Below are 25,631 nucleotides of genomic sequence, written 5' to 3'. Positions count from 1 at the left end.
TTTTAAGACAATGCCTCTGTTATGGCATATTCAAATAACATACCTAGTTCAATACCAGCTGCTTTAGCTTGTTGCGGTAATATACTTGCTGTTGTTAAGCCAGGTGTAGTATTCATTTCTAATAAGAAAGGTTCGTCTCCGATAAAAATGAATTCACTTCTAGAAAAACCTGTCATCTTAAGAACGTTATATATTTTTTTAGCTACGGCTGTTACTTTTTCTAGCTGTACTTGATTAATTCTTGCGGGTGTAATTTCTTGTGACTTGCCTTCGTATTTAGCTTCGTAATCAAAGAAATCATTTTCAGTGACGATTTCTGTTATGGGAAAAACTGTTGTCGCCCCCTTCAATTTTAGAACACCTACAGAAACTTCTGTTCCCTCAAGGAAGCCTTCTATTATTATTTCATCATCTTCTTTGTAAGCTATTTCTATTGCACTTTTTAATTCTTCTTTTTTATACACTTTGGTTATGCCATAACTGCTGCCAGATTTATTTGCTTTTACAAAACAAGGCAGTTTTACCGTATTGATAATATCGGTTTCATTAATATCATCGCCCATATTTAAATAATATGAAGGTGCCGATTTAATACCATAAGGTTTTAGAACACTTAATAAGTCTCTTTTATTGAAAGTCAGTGCTGCTTGATAAAAGTTGCAAGAAGTGTGCTTAAGTCCTAATAATTCAAAATAAGCTTGCATGAGTCCGTCCTCACCAGGTGAACCATGTATTGCATTAAAAACGCAATCGAATTTTATTGAGGTATCGTTCAAGGGAATAGAAAAATCATTACGATCAATCATAGTCTCCTTTTCAGAATCATCTACATAAACCCATTTGTTTTTGAAAATGTGAATTCTAAATAGATTGAATTTTTCCTTATTTAAGTAGTTATAGACCACATTACCACTTTTAAGCGATATTTTATATTCGCTAGAATAACCGCCCATTATAATTGCAATATTTTTTTTCATCTGTATGGTCTATTAAAAATAGTTAGGACAAAGATGAAGTATTGACATAAAATAAAAAAGAAAACTGAGTGCATAAATTTAAACATTATTGATTTTGGTATTGATGTAACTATAGATCGAAGCAGTTAAATGGTATGAGGGCATTTACTATATTTGTCGGGTCAAATAATATGTATGAGGAATTTTTTCAATTTTTTAAAAAGTAAGACATTTTTAATTCAATTAGGTCTTGCGCTGTTGGTATTGGTAGTAACGGTTTTTCTTGTGTTGAGATATCTTAACAGCACTACAAACCATGGAGAATTTGTTGAAGTACCTGACTTTTCTAAAAAGTCGGTTATGGAAATGCGAAAATCGATTGAAGAAGCCGGGCTTAGGTATGAAGTGTTGGATTCTGCAAATTATAATCCAGATTACCCAAGATTTTCTATTATTACTCAAGACCCTGAAGCCGGAGCTAAAGTAAAGACAAATAGAAAAATATATTTAACGGTTAATCCTTCAGGATATAAAAAAGTAACCGTGCCAAAAATAATTCAAGTCACTAAACGTAATGCTTCTTCAATGTTGAAAGCGGTAGGTTTAGATGTGGAACGTGTAACCTACGTAGACGAATTAGGAAAAGACATGGTCTATCAATTAAAGTTTAAAGGAAAGTATATAAAGCCGGGAGATAAACTACCTAAAACATCAAAGATAGAATTGATTTGTGGTAATGGTGCCATAACTGAACGTGCCATCATAAAAGCTGAATCAGAACAATAAATGGAGAATATAGAGCAACCGGAGAATGAAGATGGTGAACTTTTTGAACATTACCGCTTTGTAGCATCTAAAGGACAAGTACCTTTAAGAGTAGATAAATTTTTAATGAATTTCATTGAAAATGCTACTAGAAACAAAATTCAACAATCTGCTAAAGACGGTCATGTTTGGGTTAATGGCGAGATTGTAAAATCGAATTATAAGGTTAAGGCAGGTGATGAGGTAAAGGTGTTGTTTGAGCACCCGCCACATGAGTTTTTGTTGGTTCCTGAAGAAATTCCATTAGATATTGTTTACGAAGACGACGTCTTATTGGTTGTAAATAAGCCAGCAGGTATGGTGGTTCATCCAGGTCATGGTAACTATTCTGGTACCTTGATAAATGCACTTATTTTTCATTCAGATAATTTACCGGCAAATAGTAATGAAAGACCTGGTTTGGTTCACAGAATAGATAAGGATACTTCTGGGTTATTGGTAGTAGCCAAGACTGAAGCAGCCATGACCCATTTGGCAAAACAATTTTTTGACAAGACGTCTGAACGTGAATATATTGCTTTGGTTTGGGGTAATATTGAGGAAGATGAAGGTACTGTTGTTGGTCATGTAGGTCGAAATCCTAAGAATCGATTGCAAATGCACGTTTTTCCAGAAGGTGAAGAAGGTAAAGAGGCAGTTACCCATTTTAAAGTACTTGAGCGATTGGGTTATGTAACCTTAGTTTCTTGTAAACTAGAAACAGGTAGAACACATCAAATACGTGTTCATATGAAATATATTGGTCACACATTGTTTAATGACGAACGATATGGTGGTGATAGAATTTTAAAGGGTACCACATTTACGAAGTACAAGCAATTTGTAGATAATACATTTAAATTATTACCAAGGCAGGCATTGCATGCTAAAACTTTGGGATTTATACATCCTGTTACAGGTGAGCACATGAGTTTTGATTCAGTAGTGCCAGAAGATATGACAAATGCAATAGAGAAATGGCGTAATTACAGTAAGAGTAGTACAGAATAAGATTCTTCGATAACGCTATTTAAACTCTTTTTTATCTTTAGTAGGTCTTCCTATAATTCCTTTTTATTTTTGGGCATACTTAAAAAGTACACTATGAAAATTGTTATTTCACCGGCTAAATCATTGAATTACGAAAGTGAACTTCCAACTACTGAATATACATCGCCAGAGTTTATAGATGATGCCGAGAAGTTGAACAAGCTTTTGGCAAAGAAAAAACCAAAAATGTTGGCTGAGCTAATGTCTATTTCAGATAATTTGGCACAGTTGAATTGGCAACGGAATCAAGATTTTGAAATTCCGTTTACACCCGAGAATTCTAGACAGGCAATTTATGCTTTTAATGGCGATGTGTACCAAGGCATAGATGCATATACTTTATCCGATGATAAAATAGAAGGTCTTCAAAAAACACTTAGAATTCTATCTGGTCAGTACGGTATCTTAAGACCGCTCGATTTAATGCAGCCTTACCGTTTAGAAATGGGCACCTCGTTGAAAGTAGGAAGAAAGAAGAGTCTGTATGAGTATTGGGGCAATAGACTTACCGAATATTTGAACAATGAAATGGAAGAGGGCGAGTTGCTTATTAATTTGGCAAGTAATGAATACTACAGTGTGTTACAGCCAAAGAATTTAAAAGCTGAAATTATTACGCCCATATTTAAAGATTGGAAGAATGATAAATTAAAAATTATCAGTTTTTTTGCAAAAAAAGCAAGAGGCTCTATGGTACGTTATATATTAGATTCTAATGCGAAAACCTTAGAAGATATCAAATGTTTCAATTTAGATGGTTACGAATTCAGTCAAGAGCATACCATAAAGCAAAACGAACCTGTATTCATTAGATAAAATATTATCTACGGTTCTGCGTTATTAGCTATACTTAAATAGCGTATATGAAACGGGTATTATTACTTTCTTTTTTTTGCATAGGTTTATTCTTCTCTTGTACTGATAGGGACGATAATTTGAGCATGGTAAATATTCGTATTCAGAACAGTACGAGTCTATTTTTTAGTGAAGTTCGTGTAGCTAAAAATGACACGGTCTATGAAAATATCGAAGGTGGTAAATTTTCTGAATATATCGAGTTTGAAAAGGCTTATCCAACTGCTTCGCTTACCATAATAACAGATTCTACTAGTTTAAATTATTTTCCTACGGAAGTTTTTACTGATTCTTTACCAATAGGTTTCTATACCTATGAGATTACCTTAGATGAAGAAAATCAAGTAGGGCTTAATTTTAGAATAGATGAATAAGGTTACTTTTTTTTATTGACTTTTATTTTTTCCTCAATCGTTGCTCTTTTTTTAATTTTTCGAGGTCTTCTTGCACCATACGAATTATTTGATATTTTCCCCTTTTTTGACTTTTTGTCTCCTTTACCCATAACTCCTTTTCTTTGATTTAGCTTAAAGTTAGTAATTTAGGAATGAATTGTCTGTAAAAAGAACTCAAGAGAATAAACCTATAATGCAAAAAGTGTTTCTTCATAGTCATTCTTATGAACCTTTTATTGACCACAATACGGAGAAACTTATTGTAGGTACTTTACCGCCACCACGGTTTACAACAGGTGATTTAAAAGAAGGTGATGTTAATTTTTGCTACGGTAGTAGAGATGGTCAATTATGGCCGATTTTAGATAGAATATTTAATTTGAACTTAAAGTTTGAAACTACCCAAGAAGCCATTGAACAACGTAAATCATTTTTAAAGCAAAGGCATATAGGTGTTTGTGATATTGTAGCATCGGCTGAGCGTAAGAAAATTGATGCTTCGGATATTGGTATGCAGAATGTCGCTTTACGAAATGTACTCGATTATTTAGAAAAGTATCCTAAGGTGAAAATACTTCTTTTTACAGGTGGAAATAGTAAAAACGGACCTGAATATTTTTTCAGGAAACATTTAAAGGAATATGATGTATTATTGGAGAATATTTCAAATACTGTTCCTCGGATACATCGGTTTATACATCCTATTACCAAAAACAAAATAAAAACGTTTTCGTTAATCGCCCCTTCTGGCGCTGCGAATAGAGCAGTAGGTAGTCTCGAAAGTTATAAGAGAATGAAGCGCAAAAATGCCGAATTCAACACGATAGATTTTAGGGTGCTGCAGTATAGGGAGTTTTTCTAAGTATGGTATGGCCAATACTTCATAAAACTAAAAAGAGTCCTGCTTTTAGAACAAGACTCTTTTACGAGAACACTATATGAAAATGAAAATTTTATTTACTTGATTACATTGTAAATGTAGATAGCTTTGCCTGTATTTTGGAATATTTGTTGTCAATACATACTATTTTGTGGTATACTTCTAGTAAAATGATATTTCGGTCTAATGATTCTCTAAATTCTCTTGGAATAGCGATATTTATATTCGAAATTTATCAAGTTTGCCATAATGGTATGGCCAAAAGTTTTTGAAATATGCAACAACAAGAAAGGTTGGCAGAATTTAAAAAGTCTGTCCAAAATAAATTTAATGTCTATAATAGTCTATTCCTCAATTTACCATATAAGAATATTGAGAATGTAGGTATGTTGATACCGTTATTACTGAACCAATCTGAAAAAGGTTTGAGTAATGGTCTTAATCCGAAAGAAATACTAGAGAATTTTTTTGAAAATTTTGTGGAGATAGAATCAGAAAAAGAACAAATTGATTTTATGTTTCGCATTATACAATATGTAGAGCGTCAAGTGGTACTTTATGATAGTGTTGAAGATGCAGCCTTCCCGAAATTACATAAGCATTCTAGTTCATTGTCATTGAGAGAATATTTTCAATTGGTTGAAAAGAATAATTCTTGGGATACTATTTGGGATAAATTAAGCACCTTCAGTGCTAGAATTGTACTTACAGCTCACCCTACACAATTCTACACTCCGGCTGTATTAGATATTATCACCAATCTTAGAACGTTGATTCTTGAAGATAAAATTGATGAAATAGATGTTGGTTTACAGCAATTGGGACTTACCTCATTAATTAATGCTACGAAACCTACGCCTTTAGACGAAGCAAAAAACATCATTTATACCTTACGAAATGTATATTACGATGCAATTGGTGATATGTATGCCTATATAAAAGCTAGTGTGGGTTCAAAACAATTTGAGAATCATGATATTGTAAAATTAGGATTTTGGCCAGGGGGTGACCGTGATGGGAATCCGTTTGTAACAGCAGATATTACTAGAGATGTAATGAATGAGCTTCGTTTAACATTAATGAAATGTTATTACAATGAGCTAAAGAGTCTTTTGCATAAACTTACTTTTAAAGATGTACAAGAGCCATTGCAGAAATTACGCTCCAATCTGTATATCGCAATGTTCGATAGTTTAAAAGATATTGGGTATGAAGATTTGATAATTCCCCTTGAGGAAATTAGACTAATCTTGATTGAAAAATATCAAGGACTTTATTTAAAAGATTTAGAGCGTTTTATTGACAAAGTGAAAATATTTAAAGTTCATTTTGCTACAATAGATATACGTCAAGACCATAGTATGCATACTAAGGTTATGGTAGAGGTTCTTAAAAGGAAAGGATTTATTAAGGAAGACCTTAGTGAACTTTCTGAAAAAAAGCTAATTGGTATTTTGCTTCACGAGAATTTACAATTAGACCCTAATGACTATGAAGAAGAAATAGTAAAGGATACTATTAAGAATATCCTTCAATTACAAACTATACAAGATAAAAACGGAGAGGAAGGTTGTAATAGATATATCATTAGTAATTCTGAAGATATTTTTTCCATCTTGTTTGTATATGCTCTTTTTAGATGGTGTGGTTGGGCAGATAAGAAAATAACGTTTGATATAGTTCCATTATTTGAAACAATGAATGGTATGGACAATGCGCAAGATACAATGCGATTTTTGTTCGACTTGGTAGAATATAGGTCACATGTAAAAAGTAGAAATAATAAGCAAACGATAATGTTAGGCTTCTCTGATGGTACTAAAGATGGTGGTTATTTAAAAGCCAATTGGTCTATTTTAAAAACAAAAGAAGAGCTTTCTGCGGTATGTGATGAGAATAATATTGCAGCTATTTTCTTTGATGGTAGAGGGGGTCCACCGGCAAGAGGAGGTGGTAAAACACATCGTTTTTATGCAGCACAGACCAAAGAAGTTGCCAATAACGAAATACAACTTACCATTCAGGGGCAAACCATTACAAGTACTTACGGTACAAAAGAACAATTCATTTATAATAGTGAGCAATTATTAACAGCGGGATTATCTAATACCATTTTAGGAAAGGAAATTTCAATTTCTGAATCTGATAGAAAGTTAGTAGAGGAGCTATCTGAATTAAGCTTTAAGAAGTATGATGAACTAAAACATCATGATAAGTTTATGCCTTATTTAGAGAACATGAGTACGTTGAAGTACTACACCAAAGCTAATATTGGCAGTAGACCAGGTAAGCGTGGTAATAAGGCTAAATTAGAGTTGTCTGATTTACGGGCTATTTCATTCGTAGGCTCTTGGAGCCAACTTAAGCAAAATGTACCGGGCTATTATGGTATCGGTACAGCATTAAAATCTTTAGAAGATGATGGTAGATTTGAGGAAGTGAAAAAACTTTATGAAGAAGTTCCATTCTTTCAAGCCTTAATGATGAATAGTATGATGAGTCTTTCAAAATGCTATTTTGAATTGACTAGCTATATGAAAGAGAATGAGGAGTATGGGGCATTTTGGGAAATTTTACATGCAGAGTATATTCTTTCAAAAGCTATGTTATTGAAATTATCTGGTATGGAAATTTTGATGGAAAAAGAAGCCATTTCTAGAGAGTCTATTAAAATTAGGGAGAATATAGTGTTACCATTATTAGTAATACAACAATATGCACTTCAAAGAATTGGTGAAGGCACAGAATTTAAAGAGTTGTATGAGAAAATTGTAACTCGTTCTTTATATGGTAATATTAATGCGAGTAGAAACTCGGCTTAATCTTAAGTTTTAATAAAATTCGTAGAGCCGCCTTAATTAAGGGCGGCTCTTTTTTTAATTTTATTCAAATAAAGCAAGAAGTTGTTTGTAACCTTGCCAACTACAAGTACCATCATTAGTCACAAATGTTTCGTTGACATTGCTAAGTACATACTTATCCACGGTTGAACATCCTCCAATTTGTAGTTCCCTTAATTGAAGCTCAAAACGAATAAGTTCTTCTATATCAAATGTTGCTAAAACCTTTGTAGAACTATTTAGGTTTGCAGTTATTATTCCCTCATTATTTATAATTTGAATGGTTTGACGTTTGCCAGAAAAGCAACCCAACGATGTAATTTCAATAGTAAATTGTTCGCCATGTTGTAAAGACCCAACCATTGTAATTATTCGCATTGTTGCATGTCTTCCTTTTTAATTGGTTATTGTGCCTAAAACGTTAAAATCAGGTGCAAATAGAACAAGGCAAACAAAAAATAGATTGAGATAATTTTTAGAAATCATATAAAAATAAAGCCAAATATTATGCCGTTAATTTTGATGATTTGCATTAAATAAGGCAGACTTTAATTAAAAGGCTGCTGAACATTGTTGATGTGCCAGAATATTACATCTTAGTGCTCAAGAGCGAATAAAAAGTTTCAATACCATAAGCAATTTGACCAATTTTTAAGTTTTCATTTGGGCTATGTTGATTGTTGTCAGGGTTGACCATAGGCACAATAAACGCAGGTATTTTTAATTCATTTATAAATGGAGAAATAGGCACAGTACCACCCATAATTCTTATTTGAACCGGTTTTTCACCAAATTTGTTTTCCAAAGTTTTCACTATTGAATTTCCAAATGGGTTATTCAAGTCCGTTCTAAAAGCATCGGTAACAGAGCCTTCCTGAACAGTAACAATATGGTCATACTTTAAACGCTCTTCTTTTGTTGGAACAGTGCTCATCACATAATATCCTTGTTTTTTAATATGATTTTTTACTAAATTTTTTAGACGATTGCCATCAGATTCAGGTACTAATCTCAAATCTAACTCAGCTGTTGCGGTAGAAGGCACTATTGTTCTTGCTTGATCGCCGATCCATGCAGAACCTAGTCCCCTAATATTCAAAGATGGATATTGTAGAGATTCTTGATAAAAACTGCCCACTTTTTCTGGAGTGGAAATGGCTAAATTAGAATTGATTTCTTCTGCATTATCGGGTACGCTCCTCAATATTTTAAGAGTTGCCTCGTCTAATGTAATTCCATCATAATAACCCTTAATAAGAACTTTACCTTCAGAGTCTTTCATGGTAGCTAGTAACTGAGCTAATTGAAACCCTGGGTTCGGTGCATAATTACCATAATGACCACTATGTTGAGGTTTAATAGGGCCGTAAGTAGTCAATGAGAGTGTAGTTATACCTCTACAGCCATAAACTATAGTTGGTTTTCCTGAAACATGAACAGGTCCGTCATTAATGACTAAGAAATCTGCTTTAAGCAAATCTTTATAGGTGCGTACTGCTTTCGGTAATGGGGCGCTGCTTTTTTCTTCTTCACTATCTAAAATAACTTTTACATTATATGGGATATCTACATTATCTTTTCTAAGAATATCAATTGCATTTAAGAACATTACAATAGGGCCTTTGTCATCTGATGTTGATCTACCAAACAGTCGCCAATCATAATTTATATCATCAGTTAAATCAGAAAATGCTTCCGTTTTCCAGCCCTCATCAGTTTTTGATTTCAAAACTACCTTATAAGGGTCTGGTTGGTCCCATTTTGAAGGGTCTACAGATTGTCCATCCAAATGCATATAAAACAAAATGGTAGGCTTGCTATCGTCAACTGGTAATGCAGCGAAAAATAGAGGTAGACCTTCAGTCTCTAAAATAGAACTATTAAAACCTCTTTCGGTAAACTTTTTTCTTAGCCAATAAAGATTAGAATCTATATCATCTGCATTCAATGCATCATTGGGTATCGCAACAAAATCTCTCAATTCAGTTATAGCATTGGCTACCTTCGATTTTGTTAGAACAGAATCTTGTGAATAACTAAAACAAACAGATAAGAATAATAGGAAGGAAAGTGATTTTTTCATGAATGTTCTTGTAGATATATTGCTTAAAAGTAAGTAAAATGCAGTGAAATCTATTCTAATTAGACAAGTACATTTGTTAAGTTTTTCCATATGATTCTCGAAATATTTTTAATTTTACTTGCCACTCGGTCATAATCAGTAGCAGATGAGTTAATGAATAAGGTTGGTAGTAAAAAAAGGTTGTTTTATGCTTACTAAACTTTTAAAGGAAATGTTTTAGGATTCCGATTTTTTCAATTAAATAATTCCCAATATCGACGAAAAGAGGGAACGAGAATTATAAAAGAGTAAGGGCTATTTTTTAATTTTTGGTTTGAAAAACTTCAGAATAATTAATCGTATCAAGAGAATAAATGGAAATCCATGTAGAACAACATCGAACCAATCCATAAATTGCATTCCTTGAGCACCTCCAAGAATCCATTTTAACTTTCCATAGATATGGGGCTCAGGAAAAAATGGTGCCATACCTAAGGTTAGACATAAGAGTAGTATTAGTTTCCAATTGTTTAAAAAATCTTTCAAATTATCGTATTGTATTAATGAATTTAGCCGTTTTATTAATTCCGTGAGCCGTTAAATGCTTTATAAAAGCAGAACCAATGATGGCCCCTTTTGCTGTTTTCGTGGCTTGTTGAAATGTTTCGGCATCTTTAATACCGAAACCAACAATCTGTGGATTCTTTAGATTCATTGCCGTAATGCGCTCAAAGTAATTTTCTTGTTCTTTCCCAAAACCAGATTTTGAACCTGTTACACTTGCAGAACTAACCATGTAAATAAATCCGTCTGAAGCCTTGTCGATGTGATCGATACGTTCTTCACTTGTTTGTGGGGTGATGAGAAAAATATTTAGTAAACCGTATTTTTTAAATATAGCCTCATAGTTTGATTGGTACACATCTAAAGGTAAATCGGGCATAATCAATCCATCAATACCAATTTCTTGACATTTTTTACAAAATGCTTCTACACCATATTGAAGCATCGGGTTAAAATATCCCATAATAATCAAAGGAATAGAAACAGATTTTCTGATATCCTTTAATTGGTTAAAAAGTAGTTCGGTAGTCATACCATTTTTTAAGGCATGCGTAGAACTTTCTTGAATAGTAGGACCATCTGCTAAAGGGTCGCTAAATGGTAACCCTATTTCAATCATATCTACTCCATTCTTTTCCAAATCTTGAATAATTTGAACAGTGTCATTTAAAGATGGATAACCAGCTGTAAAATATATGGAGAGAAGTTTCTTGTCTTCTAGTAATTTACTTTTTATTCTATTGCTCATCTCTTATGCTAGCTTAAAATAATCTATATATGTATTCAAATCTTTATCACCTCGACCAGAAAGGCTAATTACTACAATATCATCTTTCTTGAATTTTTTATGAGTAAAAATGGCAAAGGCATGTCCCGTTTCAATGGCAGGTATGATTCCTTCTAATTGCGTTAATTCTAATCCTGCAGCCATAGCTTCATCATCTGTAGCCGAATAAAATTCTGCGCGCCCAGTTTTGTATAAATGAGAATGCATTGGGCCAACACCTGGGTAATCTAATCCTGCTGATATAGAGTAGGGTTCGGTAATTTGTCCGTCAGTAGTTTGCATCAGCATGGTTTTACAGCCATGAATAATTCCAACTTCTCCTAAAGCAGAAGTTGCTGCACTTTCTCCTGAATTTACGCCTTTACCTGCTGCTTCCACAGCAATAATACCTACTTGAGGTTCATCTAAAAAATGATAATAGGTGCCTGCGGCATTACTTCCACCACCAATACATGCCACCACATAATCTGGGTTCTCACGACCTTCTTTTTCTTTTAATTGCCATTTTATTTCTTCGGATATAACCGATTGAAAACGAGTTACCATATCCGGGTAGGGGTGTGGACCAATGGCAGAGCCTATAATATAATGCGTATCTACCGGATTGTTGATCCAATCTCTGATAGCTTCATTTGTGGCATCTTTAAGTGTTCTGCTACCAGATTTTGCAGGTCTAACTTCTGCGCCTAGCATTTTCATACGGGCCACATTTGGTGCTTGACGAGCAATATCAATTTCACCCATGTATACAATACATTCCAATCCCATTAAGGCACAGACCGTAGCCGTGGCAACCCCATGTTGACCAGCACCCGTTTCTGCAATTATTCTAGTCTTGCCCAATTTCTGAGCCATGAGAATTTGACCGATTGTATTGTTAATTTTATGTGCACCTGTATGGTTGAGGTCTTCTCGCTTTAAATAAATTTTGCAACCGTGCTTTTCAGAAAGACGTTTAGCAAAATACAGCGGCGATGGTCTGCCAACATAATCTTTTAACAGCTGATTGAATTCTTCTTGAAAAGAATCCTCATACATTATCTTTAAATAATTTTGACGCAGTTCCTCAACATTGGGATACAGCATTTCTGGAATAAAGGCACCGCCAAACTCCCCATAATATCCTTTTTTGTCAGCATTATAATTCATAGCGCTACTTTAAATTTTTGTAATTCTTTAATATTTTTCAAACCAGGTTGTAGTTCAAATTTACTATTCACATCAATTGCGTAACAGTATTTGGCCTCAGGTAATTTTTTGAATTCGTTTATTTTATCAAGGTTATTCAACCCAATACCTCCGCTTAAAAAAAAAGGTTTGGTTGAAGGATAATTTTTTAAAACAGACCAGTCGAAAGTATAACCGTTACCACCAGGTAATTTTCCTTTGGTATCAAAAAGATAATAATCACATATTTTCTCATAAGGCTTTAGTACATCAAAATCAAATTCCTGCTTTATGGAAAAGACCTTAATGATGTCTACTTTCTGATTTATTTTTTTTAATTCTGATGCAATTTCTACACAATATTCTGAACTTTCATGACCATGCAACTGCAATCCTTGTAATTGATATTTTTTAACGGTCTTAATGATGTAATCGAACTCGGCATCAACAAAAACTCCTATTTTATTAATATAATGGGGGAGTTCTGGAATTTCCCCATTAAAAAACCTAGACGAATGTTTCCAAAAAATAAAACCAAGATAATCTGGTCGCAATTGTGCAACTTCAGACGTATTTAGTTTCATTCCACAGATTTTCAGTTTCATGACTATTTCTTTATTTTTTTTATGAAGTCTATGGCACTTTGTCCTGGGTTATCGGTTTTCATGAAATTTTCTCCAATTAGAAATCCTTCGTAACCATATTCTTTTAATTCTTGGATGGCCTCAATAGAACTAATACCACTTTCTGATACTTTCACAAAATCAACAGGTATCAATTTAGATAGTGACTTACTAGTATCAAGACTTACCTCAAAAGTTTTTAGGTTACGATTATTAACCCCTAACATATCTAAACTTGGCATAATCGATTTATGTAATTCTTCTTCATTATGCACCTCCAAAAGAACATCTAACCCTAAGCTTTTAGCAAGTTCAGAAAAGGTTTTGATTTCTTGTTTCGTTAAAATTGCTGCAATTAATAAGATAATATCTGCGCCATTAGCCTTTGCTTCTATTATTTGATACTCATTGATAATAAATTCTTTACGAAGTAATGGTATTTGAACCGTCGCTCTTGCTAAAATTAAATCTTCAATAGAACCACCAAAATATTTGATATCTGTAAGTACGCTCATACCACAAACACCGGCTTTTTCATATCCATTTGCTACCTGGCCAACATTTGCATTTTGGTTAATACTCGCTTTGGATGGGGACCTTCGTTTAAATTCAGAAATTATACCCGTATCACTTTGCTTCAATGCATTTGACAAGGAGTAGGTTTTTCTTTCAAACAAAGCCGATGCCTCATATTGTGATACAGGAATTATCGATTTTTTTAATTCGACCTCCTTACGTTTATCTGCTACTATTTTTGAAAGTATATCCATATTTGATATTTTCATTACAAACTAAGCCTTTTTAATTCCTGCTTAATTCCTGTATTTTTTTCAAGGCTGCCAAACCTTTTCCGTTTAACAAAGATTCTTTGGCTCTTTCAAAACCTTGAATTGGAGTCAAGCCCTCTACTGTTGCAATGGCAATACCGGCGTTGGCACAAACTACGTTGTTTTGTGGCTCTGTTCCTTTTCCTTGCAAAACGTTTAAGAAAATTTGAGCAGACTCCACTATGGAATCTCCACCAACAATATCCGATTGCTTTATAGTATTCACGCCAAAATCCGAAGGTTTTAACATGCTCTCTGTAGTATTTGAAATGGTTTTAGTATTTCCTGTTAATGAGATTTCGTCGTATCCATCTAATGCATGTAAAACGGTGAAGTTTTTATCGGTCTTCTGATAAAGATATCCGTACATACGAGCCAATTCTAAATTAAATACACCTACCATTTGATTTTTTGGAAATGCCGGATTCACCATGGGACCTAACATATTAAAGAATGTCTTCACCCCCAAGTCTTTTCGAATAGGTGCGACGTTTTTCATTGCAGGGTGAAATAAAGGTGCATGCAATACACATATACCTGCCTTTTCAATACATTTTTCTAGGAAATCGGCTTCATTGCTAAACTTGATGCCAAGAAACTCCATCACATTACTACTACCACACTTCGATGAAACTCCATAGTTACCATGTTTGGTTACTTTTACACCGGCACCTGCCGTCACAAAGGAAGCCAAGGTTGATATATTGAATGTGTCTTTGCCATCGCCACCGGTTCCACATAAATCGATAGGATTATAGGCTGATAAGTCTATGGCCAAACATAAATCTAACAACGCATCTCTAAACCCTTCTAATTCTTCAATAGTAATGCTACGCATCATGTATACCGTTAAAAAGGCAGCTATTTGACTGGTATTATAATCACCTTTCGCAATGTTGACCAAAATACGTTTTGCGTCTTCTTTGGAAAGTATTTCGTGATTTATAAGTTTATTAAGTGTTTCTTTCATTTTCTTGATAATAATAAATTCGTAGAGCTGTATACTAATTCTTTACCCAATTCTCTAGCATTTTTTTTCCATGTGGCGTTAATACCGACTCTGGATGAAACTGTACAGCACGTACATCATAGGTTTTATGGCGTAATGACATAATTTGGCCGTTTTCATCAACAGATGTTACTTCTAGAACCTCAGGAAGTTCAGGATCAACGACCCATGAATGATATCTGCCAACTTCAATTTCATCAGGTATACCTTTAAAAATTGAATCCTCTACAGTGATTTTAATTTTAGTCGCAATACCGTGATAAACTTCTTTTAAGTTTATAAGTGAACCACCAAATACTTCTGCAATCGCCTGTTGGCCTAAGCAAACGCCGAATATACTTTTTGTTGGGGCATATTTTTCAATGATTTGCTTTAATAACCCAGCTTCATCTGGTATGCCAGGACCAGGTGATAGAACTATTTTTTCAAAAGCATCGACCTCCTCTAATGTTAGTTGGTCATTTCGTTTTACTACGACTTCACAGTCTAACTCTTCTAAATAATGAACAAGGTTGTAAGTGAAACTATCGTAATTATCTATAACTAATATTTTCTTCATCTTAAATGTCTTCCGCTATTTCTAGTGCTTTGGTCAAAGCGCCTAATTTGTTATAGGTTTCTTGTAACTCACTTTCTGGGTTTGAAGCTGCTACAATTCCCGCTCCTGCCTGATAATGAAGTTCATGGTTTTTACTGAGAAAAGTTCTAATCATAATAGCATGGTTGAAGTTGCCGCTAAAGTCCATAAACCCGATTGCACCACCATAATATCCGCGACTTGTTTTTTCGTATTTTTCAATAAGTTGCATTGCCATGTGCTTTGGCGCACCACTTAATGTGCCAGCTGGAAAGGTGTCTGCCACTACTTTCATGGTAGAAATATCACTTTTTTTCATTCCAGTAACCTTAGATACTAAATGTATAACATGAGAGAAAAATTGAACCTCTCTATAATTCTCAACTTGTACAACGTTGCCATTTCGACTTAAATCGTTACGTGCCAAATCGACTAGCATTACATGTTCACTGTTTTCTTTGTCGTCAGCTTTTAATTCTTTAGCTAGTTCAGCATCTTGCTCGTCATTTCCGGTTCTTTTAAATGTACCTGCAATTGGATGTATTTCTGCCTTACCATCACTGACAATTAATTGAGCTTCAGGAGAACTTCCGAAGATTTTAAAATCGCCATAATCGAAATAGAATAAGTATGGTGAAGGGTTCACCGAGCGTAAAGCTCTGTATACATTGAATTCATCACCTTTGAAACCTTGTGAGAATCTACGACTTAATACCAATTGAAAAACATCGCCACGTTGGCAATGTTTTTTTGCCAAAGTAACATGTTCTCTAAATTCTTCGTCTTCTAAATTGGATTCTCTTTCACCATTTATCTTGAAATTGTAGGTGGCAAAATTTCGAATGTTCAGAAGTTGCTCTAATTCTGGAATATTATTGTCTGCCTCGTAACAATGAGCAAAAAGATAGGCTTCATTTTTAAAGTGATTGATAGCAATAATATTTTGGTACACAGCGTAATAGATGTCCGGTATTTGAATAGTGTCTTCCTTTACGGTTAAATTAACATCCTCGAAATATCGAACGGCATCATATGCCATGTATCCAAAAAGACCGTTGTTAATGAATTTAAAATCATTGTCATCCGCTTTGAAAGTCTTGCTGAATGCATCAATAATTTGAACAACATTAGTTTTTTCATCAATTTTTAACTCTTCTATTGCACCATCAGGATACGTTTCGGTAACAGTTTCGTTCTCAATTTTTATAGAAGCTATAGGGTTGCAGCAGATATAGGAAAAACTATTATCATTTGCGTGATAGTCACTACTCTCCAATAAAATACTATTTGGAAAACGGTCCCTGATTTTTAAATAAATACTTACCGGGGTTAAAGTGTCAGAAAGAATTTTTTTATGATATGTTTTAAATTGATAGGCCATAGGTACTTTTATAAAATAAGGAAGGCTTGTCGTGATGACAAGCCTTTATATAGTTTTACTACAATGATGCTTTGCTCACGTTGTTATTCGTAAGTTAGTCCACCACCAAGTATTTGCAATTAAATTTTTCATTGAGCCTCAAATATATAAAGGAATTTTAAACTTTCAAACTTTCCTTCTTCAAAAATAAAAATCCCTTTGAAATATTTCAAAGGGATTAAAAATTGTTTGAATTTAACTTAGGTAACACCTAAATGAAAAAAATTATAGTGCTAAATCTACAACTAAATCAAAATCATCATAAATGGCTTTGTCACCCAGGTTATCAAAAAAGCTGCCAGAACCATATTTAATATCGAATTTTGTTCTGTCAACCTTTACAGTAGCAGTTGCCTTATTCTCGAACATAGAAACTACTAAAGTAACAGGCTTGGTAATCCCTTTTATAGTTAAATCTCCAGTAACCGTATATGAATTATCATTCATGGGTTTTACAGAAGTGAAAATTAATTTAGCGGTAGGACTAGCTTCTACACCAAAGAAATCTGCAGATTTTAAATGACCTTCTAATTTTTCTTTTCCTTGACCAGATTCTAAATCATTACAAGATATAGATGTCATGTCAACTACAAACTCACCACCTATTAATTTTTTACCTTTCATTTCTAAGAAGCCAGATTTCAATTTAATTGAACCATTGTGCTCTCCTGTTACCTTATAACCTTTCCAAGAAGCTGTACTTTCACTAACCTTAACTTCCTTCTTTTCGCCTTCTTTAGGGGTGGAGGCGGTTGCTGATAATCCGAAAATTGTTACTAAAGCGATACTTAATATTGATTTCTTCATTTTTTAATTTTAAATTGTTTTTGTTATTAATTATATATGTGTGATTATTTGTTCTCTTGAATATCTGACTTTTGGGTAATTTTGAGTAGCATCATCGGCCGATCTATAACCTATAGCTAAAACAACTGCAGCGTTCAAATTTTTATCATTTAAACCTAAAATTTCATTGTATTGGTTTTTGTCAAAACCTTCCAATGGACAAGTATCAATTTTCATTTCAGCTGCAATAGTCATGATGTTTCCTAAAATTATGTAGGCTTGACTGGTTGTCCATGCGTTCTTTTGTACATCTGGTAGATCTAATAAAGAAGATTTCATCATTTGTGAAAAACCTTCTACGTCTTTACTCGATACACCACGAGTTTCAATAATGTTGTCAATATAGTCATCAACCATATTACCGTCAAAGGTTGGTTTGTTAGCAAGTACTATAATATAAGAAGCGTCTGTAATTTGTGGTTGATCAAAAGAAACCTTTCTTAATTTTGCCTTAATATTATTATCTTCTATGGCTAAAATATGATAAGGTTGCAAACCATAAGATGAAGGAGTTAATCTTGCAGCCTCTAAAATGGTATTTAAATCTTCCTTACTGACTTTTTTAGAGTTATCAAATTTTTTAGTAGCATATCGCCAACTTAATTTATCTAGTATTGTACTCATAGTTTGATTTTGCTTAAAATTTATTTAGTAATGTATTGAATTCATGTAATTCAGCTTCGTTGAAATTTTGGAGTATCGACTTTTCTGTTTCAAAAAGTATACCGTCAATTTTTTCTAAGACCTTTAATCCTTCTTTTGTAATTAAAATTTCTACTTTTCTTCTATTTTGTTTGCAAATGCTTCTACTCACAAACCCCTTTAAAAGTAACTTATCTACCAGTCTAGTAGTATTACTCATTTTAGAAACCATACGTTCATTGATGGTCGAAAGATTTGCAGGATTTCCTTTTTGACCTCTTAATATACTAAGGACATTAAATTGTTGAATTGATATGTCAAAAGGTTTCAAGCTTAATGCCACTTCCTCATCAATCTTATTCATAACCAAAGACAAATGAATAATAGTCCTTTTATATAATGGTATTTCAACATTTGTTTTTATAATCTCCTCAACATTCATGTATATACAATATTTGTATGTACAAATGTATGTGTTTAATTTGTTTCATTCCATTTCTAATACATTAATGTTTTGTTAAAAATATACTGATGTTCTATTTAAATAAAAATCGATTATTTTTACGCTTTAATATGTATACTATGGCAGATTTATCACAAAAAGAGTGGGAAGAGCAATTGGAAAAAGATTCAAATGCAGTAATTCTCGATGTAAGAACAGAGGAAGAGATAGAAGAAGGTATAATTCCTAATTCTATTAATTTAGATATTTATAAAGGACAGGAGTTTATCGAAGAACTTGAAAAATTAGACAAGTCAAAAAACTATTATGTTTATTGTAGGTCAGGAAATAGAAGTGGACAAGCATGTGCTATTATGAAAAGCTTAGGTATTGACAATGCTTTTAATCTTCAAGGAGGGTTTATGAATTGGGAGGGTGAGACCGCTTAGTTTAATTTCTTTAAAAAATTACACCCGCTTTATAGCGGGTTTTTTACTTTTATAGAATGAGGGAAGATTTACTTCATTTTGTGTGGATGTACAGAAAGTACCCTATTAATAAACTTAAAACCAATTCAGGTGAAAGTATTATTGTAGAATCGACTGGTGTTCACAATCATTTAAGCGGTCCAGATTTTTTTAATGCTAAGGTTGAATTGAATGGCCAATTATGGGCAGGTAACGTAGAGATACACGTAAAATCTTCAGATTGGTATGCCCATAATCATCAAGAAGATAGTAATTACGACAATGTAGTACTACATGTAGTTTGGGATGATGATGTTTCGGTCTTTAGAAAAGATGGTACACAAATACCAACCTTATCGTTAAAAAAATATATCTCTTTAGAGCTTCTAGAAACATATCAAGCACTTTTTGATTCAAGAAATTATAGATTTATTAATTGCGAAAAGGAATTTAACGATGTAGATGATTTTTTGAGAAATAATTGGTTAGACCGACTATTTGTAGACCGATTAGAGGAAAAATCTGTGTACATAAATCAATTACTTGAATCTACAAACAATGATTGGGAGCAGGTTTTGTTCTTAATGCTATTGAAAACCTTTGGGTCTAAAATCAATAAGGACGTATTTGTTGAATTGGGGAAAACTGTTGATTTTTCAATTATTAGAAAGCTGCATGAAAAACCTTTAGAGCTAGAGAGTTTATTTTTGGGTCAAGCAAGATTATTAAATGATGACCATGAGATTGATGCTCATTATAAGTCTTTGAAAAAGGAGTATGATTTCTTAAAGCATAAGTATCAACTTATGCAGCCTTATAAAGCACCAGAATTTTTTAGACTTAGACCATCCAATTTCCCTACAATTAGGTTAGCACAATTAAGCACTATTTATTCTACGAATTATAATCTTTTTCATTTGTTAATTGAACAAGATCAGCCTAACATTTCTAAAATATTCAATTTAGGAACTAGTGTATATTGGGAGACTCACTATAACTTTGGGAAAACATCAAAAAAGAGTGTTAAGAAAATTTCAAATTCATTTTTAGATTTGCTAATGATCAATACGATTATTCCGTTAAAATTTAGTTATCAACGGTATCAGGGTAATATGAATAATGAGTCGTTACTTAAAATAGTGAAGTCCATTAAAGAGGAAGATAATAGTATAGTCGATAATTTCAGAAAATTGCATGTCTCGATTAAAGACGCGAAAGAGTCACAATCATATATTCAATTATATAATAAATACTGTGTTAAAGACAAATGCTTAGATTGTGCTGTAGGTGCATCTTTAATGAATATAAAAGTCTAATTTTATGCCCAATGAATGTATTCTATAAATTATTGTTATACTTTCAAAAAAGAGGTTTTGAGGTATGTGGTAGAATTGCTGAGCGTTTAGGAATAAGAGCACGAGTAGTTCGAACCTCCTTTATTTATCTAACCTTTGTTACTGTGGGTTTTGGTTTTGCGCTCTATCTTTTTTTAGCTTTTTGGCTTAGAATCAAAGATTTAATTTATACCAAACGAAACTCAGTTTTTGATTTGTAATCTATGATACAATTATTTAGGTCTAAAATTTATTTGGCACTAGCCCTAATGGTTATGGTATTGGCATTTGGTGTGCTCGGGTATAGAATTGTTGCAGACTATTCCTGGGTAGATGCATTTTACATGACCATAATTACGGTCACTACAGTTGGTTTTTCAGAAGTAAGGCCTATGGGGCCAGAAGGTAAGATATTTACCATAGTGCTAATCATTACCAGTGTTTTTATAGTGGGTTTTGCCATATCTATAGTTACAGAATACCTACTCTCTAGAAATTCAATTGAACTGCTAAAAAAGAAGAAAATGAAGAATGCCATTGAGAATTTAAATCAACATGTTATAGTCTGTGGCTTTGGTCGAAATGGTATGCAGGCTGCTGAAAGGCTAAAAGCCTATAAAAGACCATTTGTGGTTATAGAAAAAGATAAAGAAGTTATAGAAAGATTTGAGGATGAAATCTTATTCATTGAAGGTGACGCAAATGATGATGATGTATTGTTAGAAGCCGGTATTGAGAGAGCTCAATTTTTGATTGCTGCCTTACCAGATGATGCTGCAAACCTTTTTGTTGTTCTGTCTGCCAGGCAAATGAAAAAAGACCTCTTCATTATAAGTAGGGCATCTTTAGTGAATTCTCAAAAGAAGTTATTCTTGGCAGGTGCCAATAAGGTGATAATGCCAGATAAGATCGGGGGAGATCATATGGCATCTTTGGTGGTAATGCCAGACCTTATCACGTTTATGGATAAGCTTTCGATGGAAGGTGAGAATACAACCAATTTAGAAGAGGTCGCAATTGAGGATTTCTCGAACCAAATAGAATGTAATTCATTGAGAGATTTAGATTTAAGAAAAAAAACCGGCTGTACAATTATTGGATACATATCGCCAGATGGCAAGTATATTATAAACCCGGAGGCTGATATGCAATTACAACCTAAAAGCAAGGTAATTGTTTTAGGTAGGCCTGAACAAATTAAAAAATTGAACAAAATGTTTCATATAGATTAAAAATCTTTATGGCATATAAATTTGACTGCATCCATTATTTTTAAGATATTGCTAGATTAACTAACTAATCCAAAATAAATCTGAAAACTATGAAGTATAAACTTCTGACTTTTTTGTCATTTTTACTACCCACATTAACCTTTGCACAAGAAAAAGGTTTAGATGAAAAAGTAAATGATGCTTTTATGCCATTTGCAACTTGGTGGGAAGCAACAGTATTGACATCTGTTCCCATTGCCGGTTATAATATACCTATAGTTTTGATTCTGCTAATTGCAGGGGCAACTTTTTTCACAATTTATTTTAAATTTCCTGGTATCACCAAATTTCCTTTAGCAATAAATGTGGTTCGTGGAAAATATGAGGAGATAGAAAAATATGGCTTAGAAAAAGTTCAGTTGCATATGACCGAAGATGGGGATATACCTGATACGATAAGAGATGAAAGTGAAGAAGGAGAGGTTAGTCATTTTCAAGCATTGGCTACTGCGGTTTCTGGTACTGTCGGGCTTGGTAATATTGCAGGTGTGGCTGTTGCTATCGCATTAGGTGGTCCTGGTGCTACATTTTGGATGGTTGTTTGTGGTCTAATAGGAATGTCTACAAAATTTGTGGAATGTACCTTAGGGGTTAAATATAGAGATGTTGGACCAGACGGAACTGTTTATGGTGGGCCAATGTATTATTTATCAAAGGGGCTTAGCGAAAACAACATGAAGATTTTAGGTAAAGTTCTTGCTGGAGTCTTTGCTATATTGTGTGTTGGAGCTTCTTTTGGTGGTGGAAATGCGTTTCAATCAAATCAAGCTGCGGTTCAACTAACAACAATGTTTAATTTGGAAGGTGGTGCAAATGGTGTTATTATCGGTGTAGTTCTTGCGGTTTTAGTTGGAATTGTAATAATCGGAGGAATTAAAAAAATAGCAAGCGTTACTGAAAAAATTGTACCGTTTATGGCTGGTATATATGTTTTGGCTTCTTTGGTAATTATTTTTGCGAACATTAAATATATAGGTGATGCCTTCGGTATGATATTCGCTGGTGCCTTTGCTCCCGATGCGGCAATAGGTGGTATTGTTGGTGTAATTATCGTTGGTTTCCAAAGAGCTGCTTTCTCTAATGAAGCAGGAGCTGGTTCTGCTGCAATAGCACATTCTGCTGTTAAGACAAGATACCCTGCAAGTGAAGGTATTGTTGCTTTATTAGAGCCATTTATAGATACAGTAGTTATTTGTACTATGACAGCTTTGGTTATTATATTCTTTAATATGGATGCCGGTGCATTTGATTATGGAAATGGAATTGGTAGTACTGTGCTTTTAAATGATACAGGGGCTTATGTTGGTGGTGTAGATTTAACGTCTATGGCTTATGATTCGGTAATACCAGGGTTTAGATATGTACTGACTATTGCAATTATTCTATTTGCTTTTTCAACCATGATTTCTTGGTCATATTACGGACTTCAATCATGGAAATATTTATTTGGTAGAGGTAAGGTTGCAGATATCGTTTACAAAGTATTGTTTTTGATTTTTGTTGTAATCGGAGCGGCAGCTACGCTTGATGCGGTTATTAAGTTTTCCGATGCGATGATTTTAGCATTAGTTTTCCCTAATATGATAGGATTGTTAATACTTTTTCCAAAAGTTAAAAAGAGTTTTGAGCGTTATTTAAAGGCGATTAAGGAGGTTTATTAATTACTGATCTTTTGAAAAATTTAAAATCCCACTTCAAGTTCAATAAACAAGAACGAAGTGGGATTTTCTTTTTAATACTTTTCCTTATTATTATTCAAGTAGGATATTTTGTATATGATTCATATCAAATAAATGAGAAATACCCCTTAAATATTGATAATGAATTTCAGGTTAGAATTGATTCGCTAAAAAATATTGCGTTGAAGAATGATTCAGTTAAAGTGTATCCTTTTAATCCAAATTTTATTTCAGACTTTAAAGGATATACATTAGGTATGTCAACTGATGAAATCGATAAATTGCACAATTTCAGAAAGACTAATAAATTCGTAAATTCGGCTGAAGAATTCCAAATTGTAACAAGCATATCAGATTCACTATTGCAAGTTATTTCTCCTTATTTCAAATTTCCAGAATGGACAACAAAGCACGAATATAAACCAAGCGAAGTGAGTAGCTCAAAAAAGCTAAGCACGACTACTGAGATTGTTGTTTGGAAAGATTTGAATACAACTACTGCTGAGGAATTAAGGGTTATTAATGGAGTAGGAGAGAAACTATCAGCGAGAATTATAAAATTCAGAAATAGATTAGGTGGTTTTTTGGTAGACGACCAATTATTTGAAGTTTATTATTTAGATGAAGAAGTCGCCAAGCGTATATTAAAACAGTTTAAGGTAATTAGTAGGCCTAATATTGTCAAGATTAATATTAATACTGCAACAGCTTACGAATTGTCTAAATTGATATATATTCAAAAAGAGGTAGCTGAGCGAATAGTAAATTATCGTAATCTCAACGGAAGTATCAAATCATTGAGCGAATTATTAAAAATAGAAGAATTTCCCGCAGAGCGAATTGATAGAATTAATTTATATTTGTCACTATAAAAAAAATGCTATGCAAAGTATGTACTTCAGTGAAGAACATCAATTATTTAGGGAGAGTTTAAAAGATTTTTTACAAAAAGAAGTTGTTCCACATATAGACAAATGGGAGGAGACAGGTACAATTGAAAGGTTCATTTGGAAGAAATTCGGAGATATGGGTTATTTCGGTTTAGCTACTCCCGAAGAAGATGGGGGCTTAGGTCTTGATCTATTTTATACGGTAATCTTATTGGAGGAGCTTCAGAAAGTTAATTCTGGCGGTTTTGCAGCAGCAATTTGGGCTCATGCTTATTTAGCAATGACACATCTTAATAAAGAGGCAGATTCTTTTATTAAAGAAAAATATTTAAGACCAAGTGTTGACGGTGATAAAATAGGATGTCTTTGCGTCTCAGAACCTTTTGGTGGGAGTGATGTTGCTGCAATGCGCACAACTGCTGTAAGAGATGGTGATTTTTATATTTTAAACGGATCTAAGACCTTTATAACAAATGGTGTATATGCTGATTATATGATTGTAGCAGCTAAGACTGCACCAGAATTAGGAAATAAGGGAATTAGTATTTTTGTAGTCGATAGACATAGTAAAGGAGTTACCGCTAATAAATTGAATAAATTAGGATGGAGAGCTTCCGATACTGCAGAATTGGCTTTTGATAATGTGAAAATTCCGGTTGAAAACCTTATGGGCGAAGAGCATATGGGATTTTCATACATTATGGAGCATTTCTCTTTAGAGCGATTGATAATGGGTGTAAATGCTCATGCTAGGTCAGAGCATGTTTTGGAGTACGCTTTAAAGTATATGTCAGAAAGAGAAGCTTTTGGAAAGTCTATTAATAGGTTTCAGGCATTACGACATAGAGTTGCAGATTTGTATGCAGATATTGATATGTGTAAAGAATATAATTATTCAGTTGCATATCGTTTAGATAAAGGTCAGTATGTAGTTAAAGAGGCTACGATTTCTAAATTGAAATCTACTAAGGTTGCCGATGAGGTTGCTTATGAATGTTTGCAGTTCTTGGGGGGCTATGGTTATATAGAAGATTACCCAATGGCGCGTAACTTTAGAGATAGTAGACTAGGGCCTATAGGTGGTGGAACATCAGAAATTCTTAGGGAGATAATCGCTAAGATGGTCATAGATAAAAAAGAGTATAAGCCTGCTAAAGTTTAATATTAATAAAATTAGTTTTTAAAAATCCGATTATTGGTTGCCTAAATGAATATAGTTGTTATATTTGCACCCTTAATCATAA

At 33.4% G+C, this 25,631-nt stretch carries 28 protein-coding genes; 13 read left to right on the top strand and 15 right to left on the bottom strand.

Annotation, left to right across the window (positions count from 1 at the left end; all coding sequences use genetic code 11):
- Positions 1-2: 2 nt before the first annotated feature.
- Positions 3-977, bottom strand: coding sequence for a D-alanine--D-alanine ligase (locus AACZ41_RS15115; RefSeq protein ID WP_339629424.1), 975 nt, complete (start codon positions 975-977; stop codon positions 3-5).
- 174 nt (positions 978-1,151) lie between these two features.
- Between AACZ41_RS15115 and AACZ41_RS15110 the strand changes: the two genes are divergently transcribed.
- The 4 genes from AACZ41_RS15110 (at position 1,152) to AACZ41_RS15095 (ending at position 4,039) form a co-directional block, all read left to right on the top strand.
- Positions 1,152-1,742: a PASTA domain-containing protein gene (locus AACZ41_RS15110; RefSeq protein WP_091627488.1), complete on the top strand. Its 591-nt coding sequence runs from the start codon at positions 1,152-1,154 to the stop codon at positions 1,740-1,742.
- Entirely contained in the window at positions 1,743-2,771 is a 1,029-nt protein-coding gene (locus AACZ41_RS15105; protein WP_339629423.1) for an RluA family pseudouridine synthase, read from the top strand.
- Positions 2,772-2,864: 93 nt separating this feature from the next.
- Entirely contained in the window at positions 2,865-3,626 is a 762-nt protein-coding gene (gene yaaA, locus AACZ41_RS15100; RefSeq protein WP_339629422.1) for a peroxide stress protein YaaA, read from the top strand.
- A 47-nt stretch (positions 3,627-3,673) separates the two neighbouring features.
- Complete coding sequence (locus AACZ41_RS15095) at positions 3,674-4,039, top strand: hypothetical protein (protein ID WP_339629421.1); 366 nt, start codon at positions 3,674-3,676, stop codon at positions 4,037-4,039.
- Between the two features lie 2 nt (positions 4,040-4,041).
- Here the strand turns inward: AACZ41_RS15095 and AACZ41_RS15090 are convergent, their stop codons facing one another.
- Positions 4,042-4,170 (bottom strand): 30S ribosomal protein THX, encoded by a 129-nt coding sequence (locus AACZ41_RS15090; RefSeq protein ID WP_339629420.1) that lies wholly within the window; start codon positions 4,168-4,170, stop codon positions 4,042-4,044.
- Positions 4,171-4,253: 83 nt separating this feature from the next.
- Here AACZ41_RS15090 and AACZ41_RS15085 point away from each other — a divergent pair, with 83 nt between their 5' ends.
- Entirely contained in the window at positions 4,254-4,922 is a 669-nt protein-coding gene (locus tag AACZ41_RS15085; RefSeq protein WP_339629419.1) for a uracil-DNA glycosylase family protein, read from the top strand.
- 293 nt (positions 4,923-5,215) lie between these two features.
- The gene (locus AACZ41_RS15080) at positions 5,216-7,762 is read left to right on the top strand and encodes a phosphoenolpyruvate carboxylase (protein ID WP_339629418.1); all 2,547 of its coding nucleotides are present in this window, start codon (positions 5,216-5,218) and stop codon (positions 7,760-7,762) included.
- 60 nt (positions 7,763-7,822) lie between these two features.
- Here AACZ41_RS15080 and AACZ41_RS15075 read toward each other — a convergent pair whose 3' ends face one another.
- The 13 genes from AACZ41_RS15075 to AACZ41_RS15015 form a co-directional block, all read right to left on the bottom strand.
- Complete coding sequence (locus AACZ41_RS15075; protein WP_339629417.1) at positions 7,823-8,158, bottom strand: hypothetical protein; 336 nt, start codon at positions 8,156-8,158, stop codon at positions 7,823-7,825.
- A 211-nt stretch (positions 8,159-8,369) separates the two neighbouring features.
- A complete protein-coding gene (locus AACZ41_RS15070) occupies positions 8,370-9,863 on the bottom strand; it encodes a M20/M25/M40 family metallo-hydrolase (protein WP_339629416.1) in 1,494 nt (497 codons plus the stop codon).
- A gap of 294 nt (positions 9,864-10,157) precedes the next feature.
- Complete coding sequence (locus AACZ41_RS15065; protein ID WP_339629415.1) at positions 10,158-10,388, bottom strand: hypothetical protein; 231 nt, start codon at positions 10,386-10,388, stop codon at positions 10,158-10,160.
- Position 10,389: 1 nt separating this feature from the next.
- A complete protein-coding gene (gene trpA, locus AACZ41_RS15060) occupies positions 10,390-11,154 on the bottom strand; it encodes a tryptophan synthase subunit alpha (protein WP_339629414.1) in 765 nt (254 codons plus the stop codon).
- A gap of 3 nt (positions 11,155-11,157) precedes the next feature.
- On the bottom strand, positions 11,158-12,342 hold the full coding sequence (gene trpB, locus AACZ41_RS15055) for a tryptophan synthase subunit beta (protein ID WP_339629413.1): 1,185 nt from the start codon (positions 12,340-12,342) through the stop codon (positions 11,158-11,160).
- Positions 12,339-12,965, bottom strand: coding sequence for a phosphoribosylanthranilate isomerase (locus AACZ41_RS15050; protein ID WP_339629412.1), 627 nt, complete (start codon positions 12,963-12,965; stop codon positions 12,339-12,341). Before AACZ41_RS15050 ends, trpB begins: the two co-directional genes overlap by 4 nt.
- Positions 12,966-12,967: 2 nt before the next feature.
- Entirely contained in the window at positions 12,968-13,753 is a 786-nt protein-coding gene (gene trpC, locus AACZ41_RS15045; protein WP_339629486.1) for an indole-3-glycerol phosphate synthase TrpC, read from the bottom strand.
- A gap of 31 nt (positions 13,754-13,784) precedes the next feature.
- Entirely contained in the window at positions 13,785-14,780 is a 996-nt protein-coding gene (gene trpD, locus AACZ41_RS15040; RefSeq protein ID WP_339629411.1) for an anthranilate phosphoribosyltransferase, read from the bottom strand.
- Positions 14,781-14,814: 34 nt separating this feature from the next.
- A complete protein-coding gene (locus AACZ41_RS15035) occupies positions 14,815-15,378 on the bottom strand; it encodes an aminodeoxychorismate/anthranilate synthase component II (protein ID WP_339629410.1) in 564 nt (187 codons plus the stop codon).
- A gap of 1 nt (position 15,379) precedes the next feature.
- Positions 15,380-16,777 (bottom strand): anthranilate synthase component I family protein, encoded by a 1,398-nt coding sequence (locus AACZ41_RS15030; RefSeq protein WP_339629409.1) that lies wholly within the window; start codon positions 16,775-16,777, stop codon positions 15,380-15,382.
- A gap of 264 nt (positions 16,778-17,041) precedes the next feature.
- The gene (locus AACZ41_RS15025; RefSeq protein ID WP_339629407.1) at positions 17,042-17,623 is read right to left on the bottom strand and encodes a YceI family protein; all 582 of its coding nucleotides are present in this window, start codon (positions 17,621-17,623) and stop codon (positions 17,042-17,044) included.
- 30 nt (positions 17,624-17,653) lie between these two features.
- Positions 17,654-18,286, bottom strand: a complete 633-nt coding sequence (locus AACZ41_RS15020) for an NAD(P)H-dependent oxidoreductase (protein ID WP_339629404.1) — start codon at positions 18,284-18,286, stop codon at positions 17,654-17,656.
- A 13-nt stretch (positions 18,287-18,299) separates the two neighbouring features.
- Entirely contained in the window at positions 18,300-18,746 is a 447-nt protein-coding gene (locus tag AACZ41_RS15015; protein WP_339629403.1) for a MarR family transcriptional regulator, read from the bottom strand.
- A 140-nt stretch (positions 18,747-18,886) separates the two neighbouring features.
- Between AACZ41_RS15015 and AACZ41_RS15010 the strand changes: the two genes are divergently transcribed.
- The 7 genes from AACZ41_RS15010 to AACZ41_RS14980 all read left to right on the top strand — a co-directional run bounded on the left by AACZ41_RS15010 (position 18,887) and on the right by AACZ41_RS14980 (position 25,549).
- A complete protein-coding gene (locus tag AACZ41_RS15010) occupies positions 18,887-19,195 on the top strand; it encodes a rhodanese-like domain-containing protein (protein ID WP_339629401.1) in 309 nt (102 codons plus the stop codon).
- Positions 19,196-19,251: 56 nt separating this feature from the next.
- Positions 19,252-20,529 carry a DUF2851 family protein gene (locus AACZ41_RS15005; RefSeq protein WP_339629399.1) on the top strand — a complete coding sequence of 426 codons (1,278 nt, stop codon included), beginning with the start codon at positions 19,252-19,254 and terminating at the stop codon, positions 20,527-20,529.
- A gap of 11 nt (positions 20,530-20,540) precedes the next feature.
- Positions 20,541-20,768, top strand: a complete 228-nt coding sequence (locus AACZ41_RS15000) for a PspC domain-containing protein (protein ID WP_027067864.1) — start codon at positions 20,541-20,543, stop codon at positions 20,766-20,768.
- 3 nt (positions 20,769-20,771) lie between these two features.
- Positions 20,772-21,779 (top strand): potassium channel protein, encoded by a 1,008-nt coding sequence (locus tag AACZ41_RS14995; protein WP_091627338.1) that lies wholly within the window; start codon positions 20,772-20,774, stop codon positions 21,777-21,779.
- A gap of 89 nt (positions 21,780-21,868) precedes the next feature.
- Positions 21,869-23,479, top strand: a complete 1,611-nt coding sequence (locus AACZ41_RS14990) for an alanine/glycine:cation symporter family protein (RefSeq protein ID WP_339629394.1) — start codon at positions 21,869-21,871, stop codon at positions 23,477-23,479.
- An 11-nt stretch (positions 23,480-23,490) separates the two neighbouring features.
- The gene (locus AACZ41_RS14985; RefSeq protein ID WP_339629392.1) at positions 23,491-24,369 is read left to right on the top strand and encodes a helix-hairpin-helix domain-containing protein; all 879 of its coding nucleotides are present in this window, start codon (positions 23,491-23,493) and stop codon (positions 24,367-24,369) included.
- A 10-nt stretch (positions 24,370-24,379) separates the two neighbouring features.
- Positions 24,380-25,549: an acyl-CoA dehydrogenase family protein gene (locus tag AACZ41_RS14980; RefSeq protein WP_339629391.1), complete on the top strand. Its 1,170-nt coding sequence runs from the start codon at positions 24,380-24,382 to the stop codon at positions 25,547-25,549.
- The last annotated feature ends 82 nt before the right edge of the window (positions 25,550-25,631 follow it).

It is taken from the genome of uncultured Maribacter sp. (assembly GCF_963974015.1).
Taxonomy (GTDB): Bacteria; Bacteroidota; Bacteroidia; order Flavobacteriales; family Flavobacteriaceae; genus Maribacter.
This window is presented reverse-complemented; position numbering and strand designations above follow the sequence as displayed.

Bases quoted from the DNA above. Each gene is read 5' to 3' on its own strand.
- AACZ41_RS15025 (WP_339629407.1), bottom strand. From the start codon at position 17,623: ATGAAGAAATCAATATTAAGTATCGCTTTAGTAACAATTTTCGGATTA.
- AACZ41_RS15020 (WP_339629404.1), bottom strand. From the start codon at position 18,286: ATGAGTACAATACTAGATAAATTAAGTTGGCGATATGCTACTAAAAAA.
- AACZ41_RS14995 (WP_091627338.1), top strand. From the start codon at position 20,772: ATGATACAATTATTTAGGTCTAAAATTTATTTGGCACTAGCCCTAATG.
- AACZ41_RS15000 (WP_027067864.1), top strand. From the start codon at position 20,541: ATGAATGTATTCTATAAATTATTGTTATACTTTCAAAAAAGAGGTTTT.
- AACZ41_RS15030 (WP_339629409.1), bottom strand. From the start codon at position 16,777: ATGGCCTATCAATTTAAAACATATCATAAAAAAATTCTTTCTGACACT.
- AACZ41_RS15035 (WP_339629410.1), bottom strand. From the start codon at position 15,378: ATGAAGAAAATATTAGTTATAGATAATTACGATAGTTTCACTTACAAC.
- AACZ41_RS15085 (WP_339629419.1), top strand. From the start codon at position 4,254: ATGCAAAAAGTGTTTCTTCATAGTCATTCTTATGAACCTTTTATTGAC.
- trpA (WP_339629414.1), bottom strand. From the start codon at position 11,154: ATGAGCAATAGAATAAAAAGTAAATTACTAGAAGACAAGAAACTTCTC.
- trpC (WP_339629486.1), bottom strand. From the start codon at position 13,753: ATGGATATACTTTCAAAAATAGTAGCAGATAAACGTAAGGAGGTCGAA.
- AACZ41_RS15115 (WP_339629424.1), bottom strand. From the start codon at position 977: ATGAAAAAAAATATTGCAATTATAATGGGCGGTTATTCTAGCGAATAT.
- trpB (WP_339629413.1), bottom strand. From the start codon at position 12,342: ATGAATTATAATGCTGACAAAAAAGGATATTATGGGGAGTTTGGCGGT.
- AACZ41_RS15010 (WP_339629401.1), top strand. From the start codon at position 18,887: ATGGCAGATTTATCACAAAAAGAGTGGGAAGAGCAATTGGAAAAAGAT.
- AACZ41_RS15070 (WP_339629416.1), bottom strand. From the start codon at position 9,863: ATGAAAAAATCACTTTCCTTCCTATTATTCTTATCTGTTTGTTTTAGT.
- AACZ41_RS14980 (WP_339629391.1), top strand. From the start codon at position 24,380: ATGCAAAGTATGTACTTCAGTGAAGAACATCAATTATTTAGGGAGAGT.
- AACZ41_RS15050 (WP_339629412.1), bottom strand. From the start codon at position 12,965: ATGAAACTGAAAATCTGTGGAATGAAACTAAATACGTCTGAAGTTGCA.
- AACZ41_RS15110 (WP_091627488.1), top strand. From the start codon at position 1,152: ATGAGGAATTTTTTCAATTTTTTAAAAAGTAAGACATTTTTAATTCAA.
- yaaA (WP_339629422.1), top strand. From the start codon at position 2,865: ATGAAAATTGTTATTTCACCGGCTAAATCATTGAATTACGAAAGTGAA.
- AACZ41_RS15005 (WP_339629399.1), top strand. From the start codon at position 19,252: ATGAGGGAAGATTTACTTCATTTTGTGTGGATGTACAGAAAGTACCCT.
- AACZ41_RS15105 (WP_339629423.1), top strand. From the start codon at position 1,743: ATGGAGAATATAGAGCAACCGGAGAATGAAGATGGTGAACTTTTTGAA.
- AACZ41_RS14990 (WP_339629394.1), top strand. From the start codon at position 21,869: ATGAAGTATAAACTTCTGACTTTTTTGTCATTTTTACTACCCACATTA.
- AACZ41_RS15090 (WP_339629420.1), bottom strand. From the start codon at position 4,170: ATGGGTAAAGGAGACAAAAAGTCAAAAAAGGGGAAAATATCAAATAAT.
- AACZ41_RS15075 (WP_339629417.1), bottom strand. From the start codon at position 8,158: ATGCGAATAATTACAATGGTTGGGTCTTTACAACATGGCGAACAATTT.
- AACZ41_RS15080 (WP_339629418.1), top strand. From the start codon at position 5,216: ATGCAACAACAAGAAAGGTTGGCAGAATTTAAAAAGTCTGTCCAAAAT.
- AACZ41_RS15095 (WP_339629421.1), top strand. From the start codon at position 3,674: ATGAAACGGGTATTATTACTTTCTTTTTTTTGCATAGGTTTATTCTTC.
- trpD (WP_339629411.1), bottom strand. From the start codon at position 14,780: ATGAAAGAAACACTTAATAAACTTATAAATCACGAAATACTTTCCAAA.
- AACZ41_RS15015 (WP_339629403.1), bottom strand. From the start codon at position 18,746: ATGAATGTTGAGGAGATTATAAAAACAAATGTTGAAATACCATTATAT.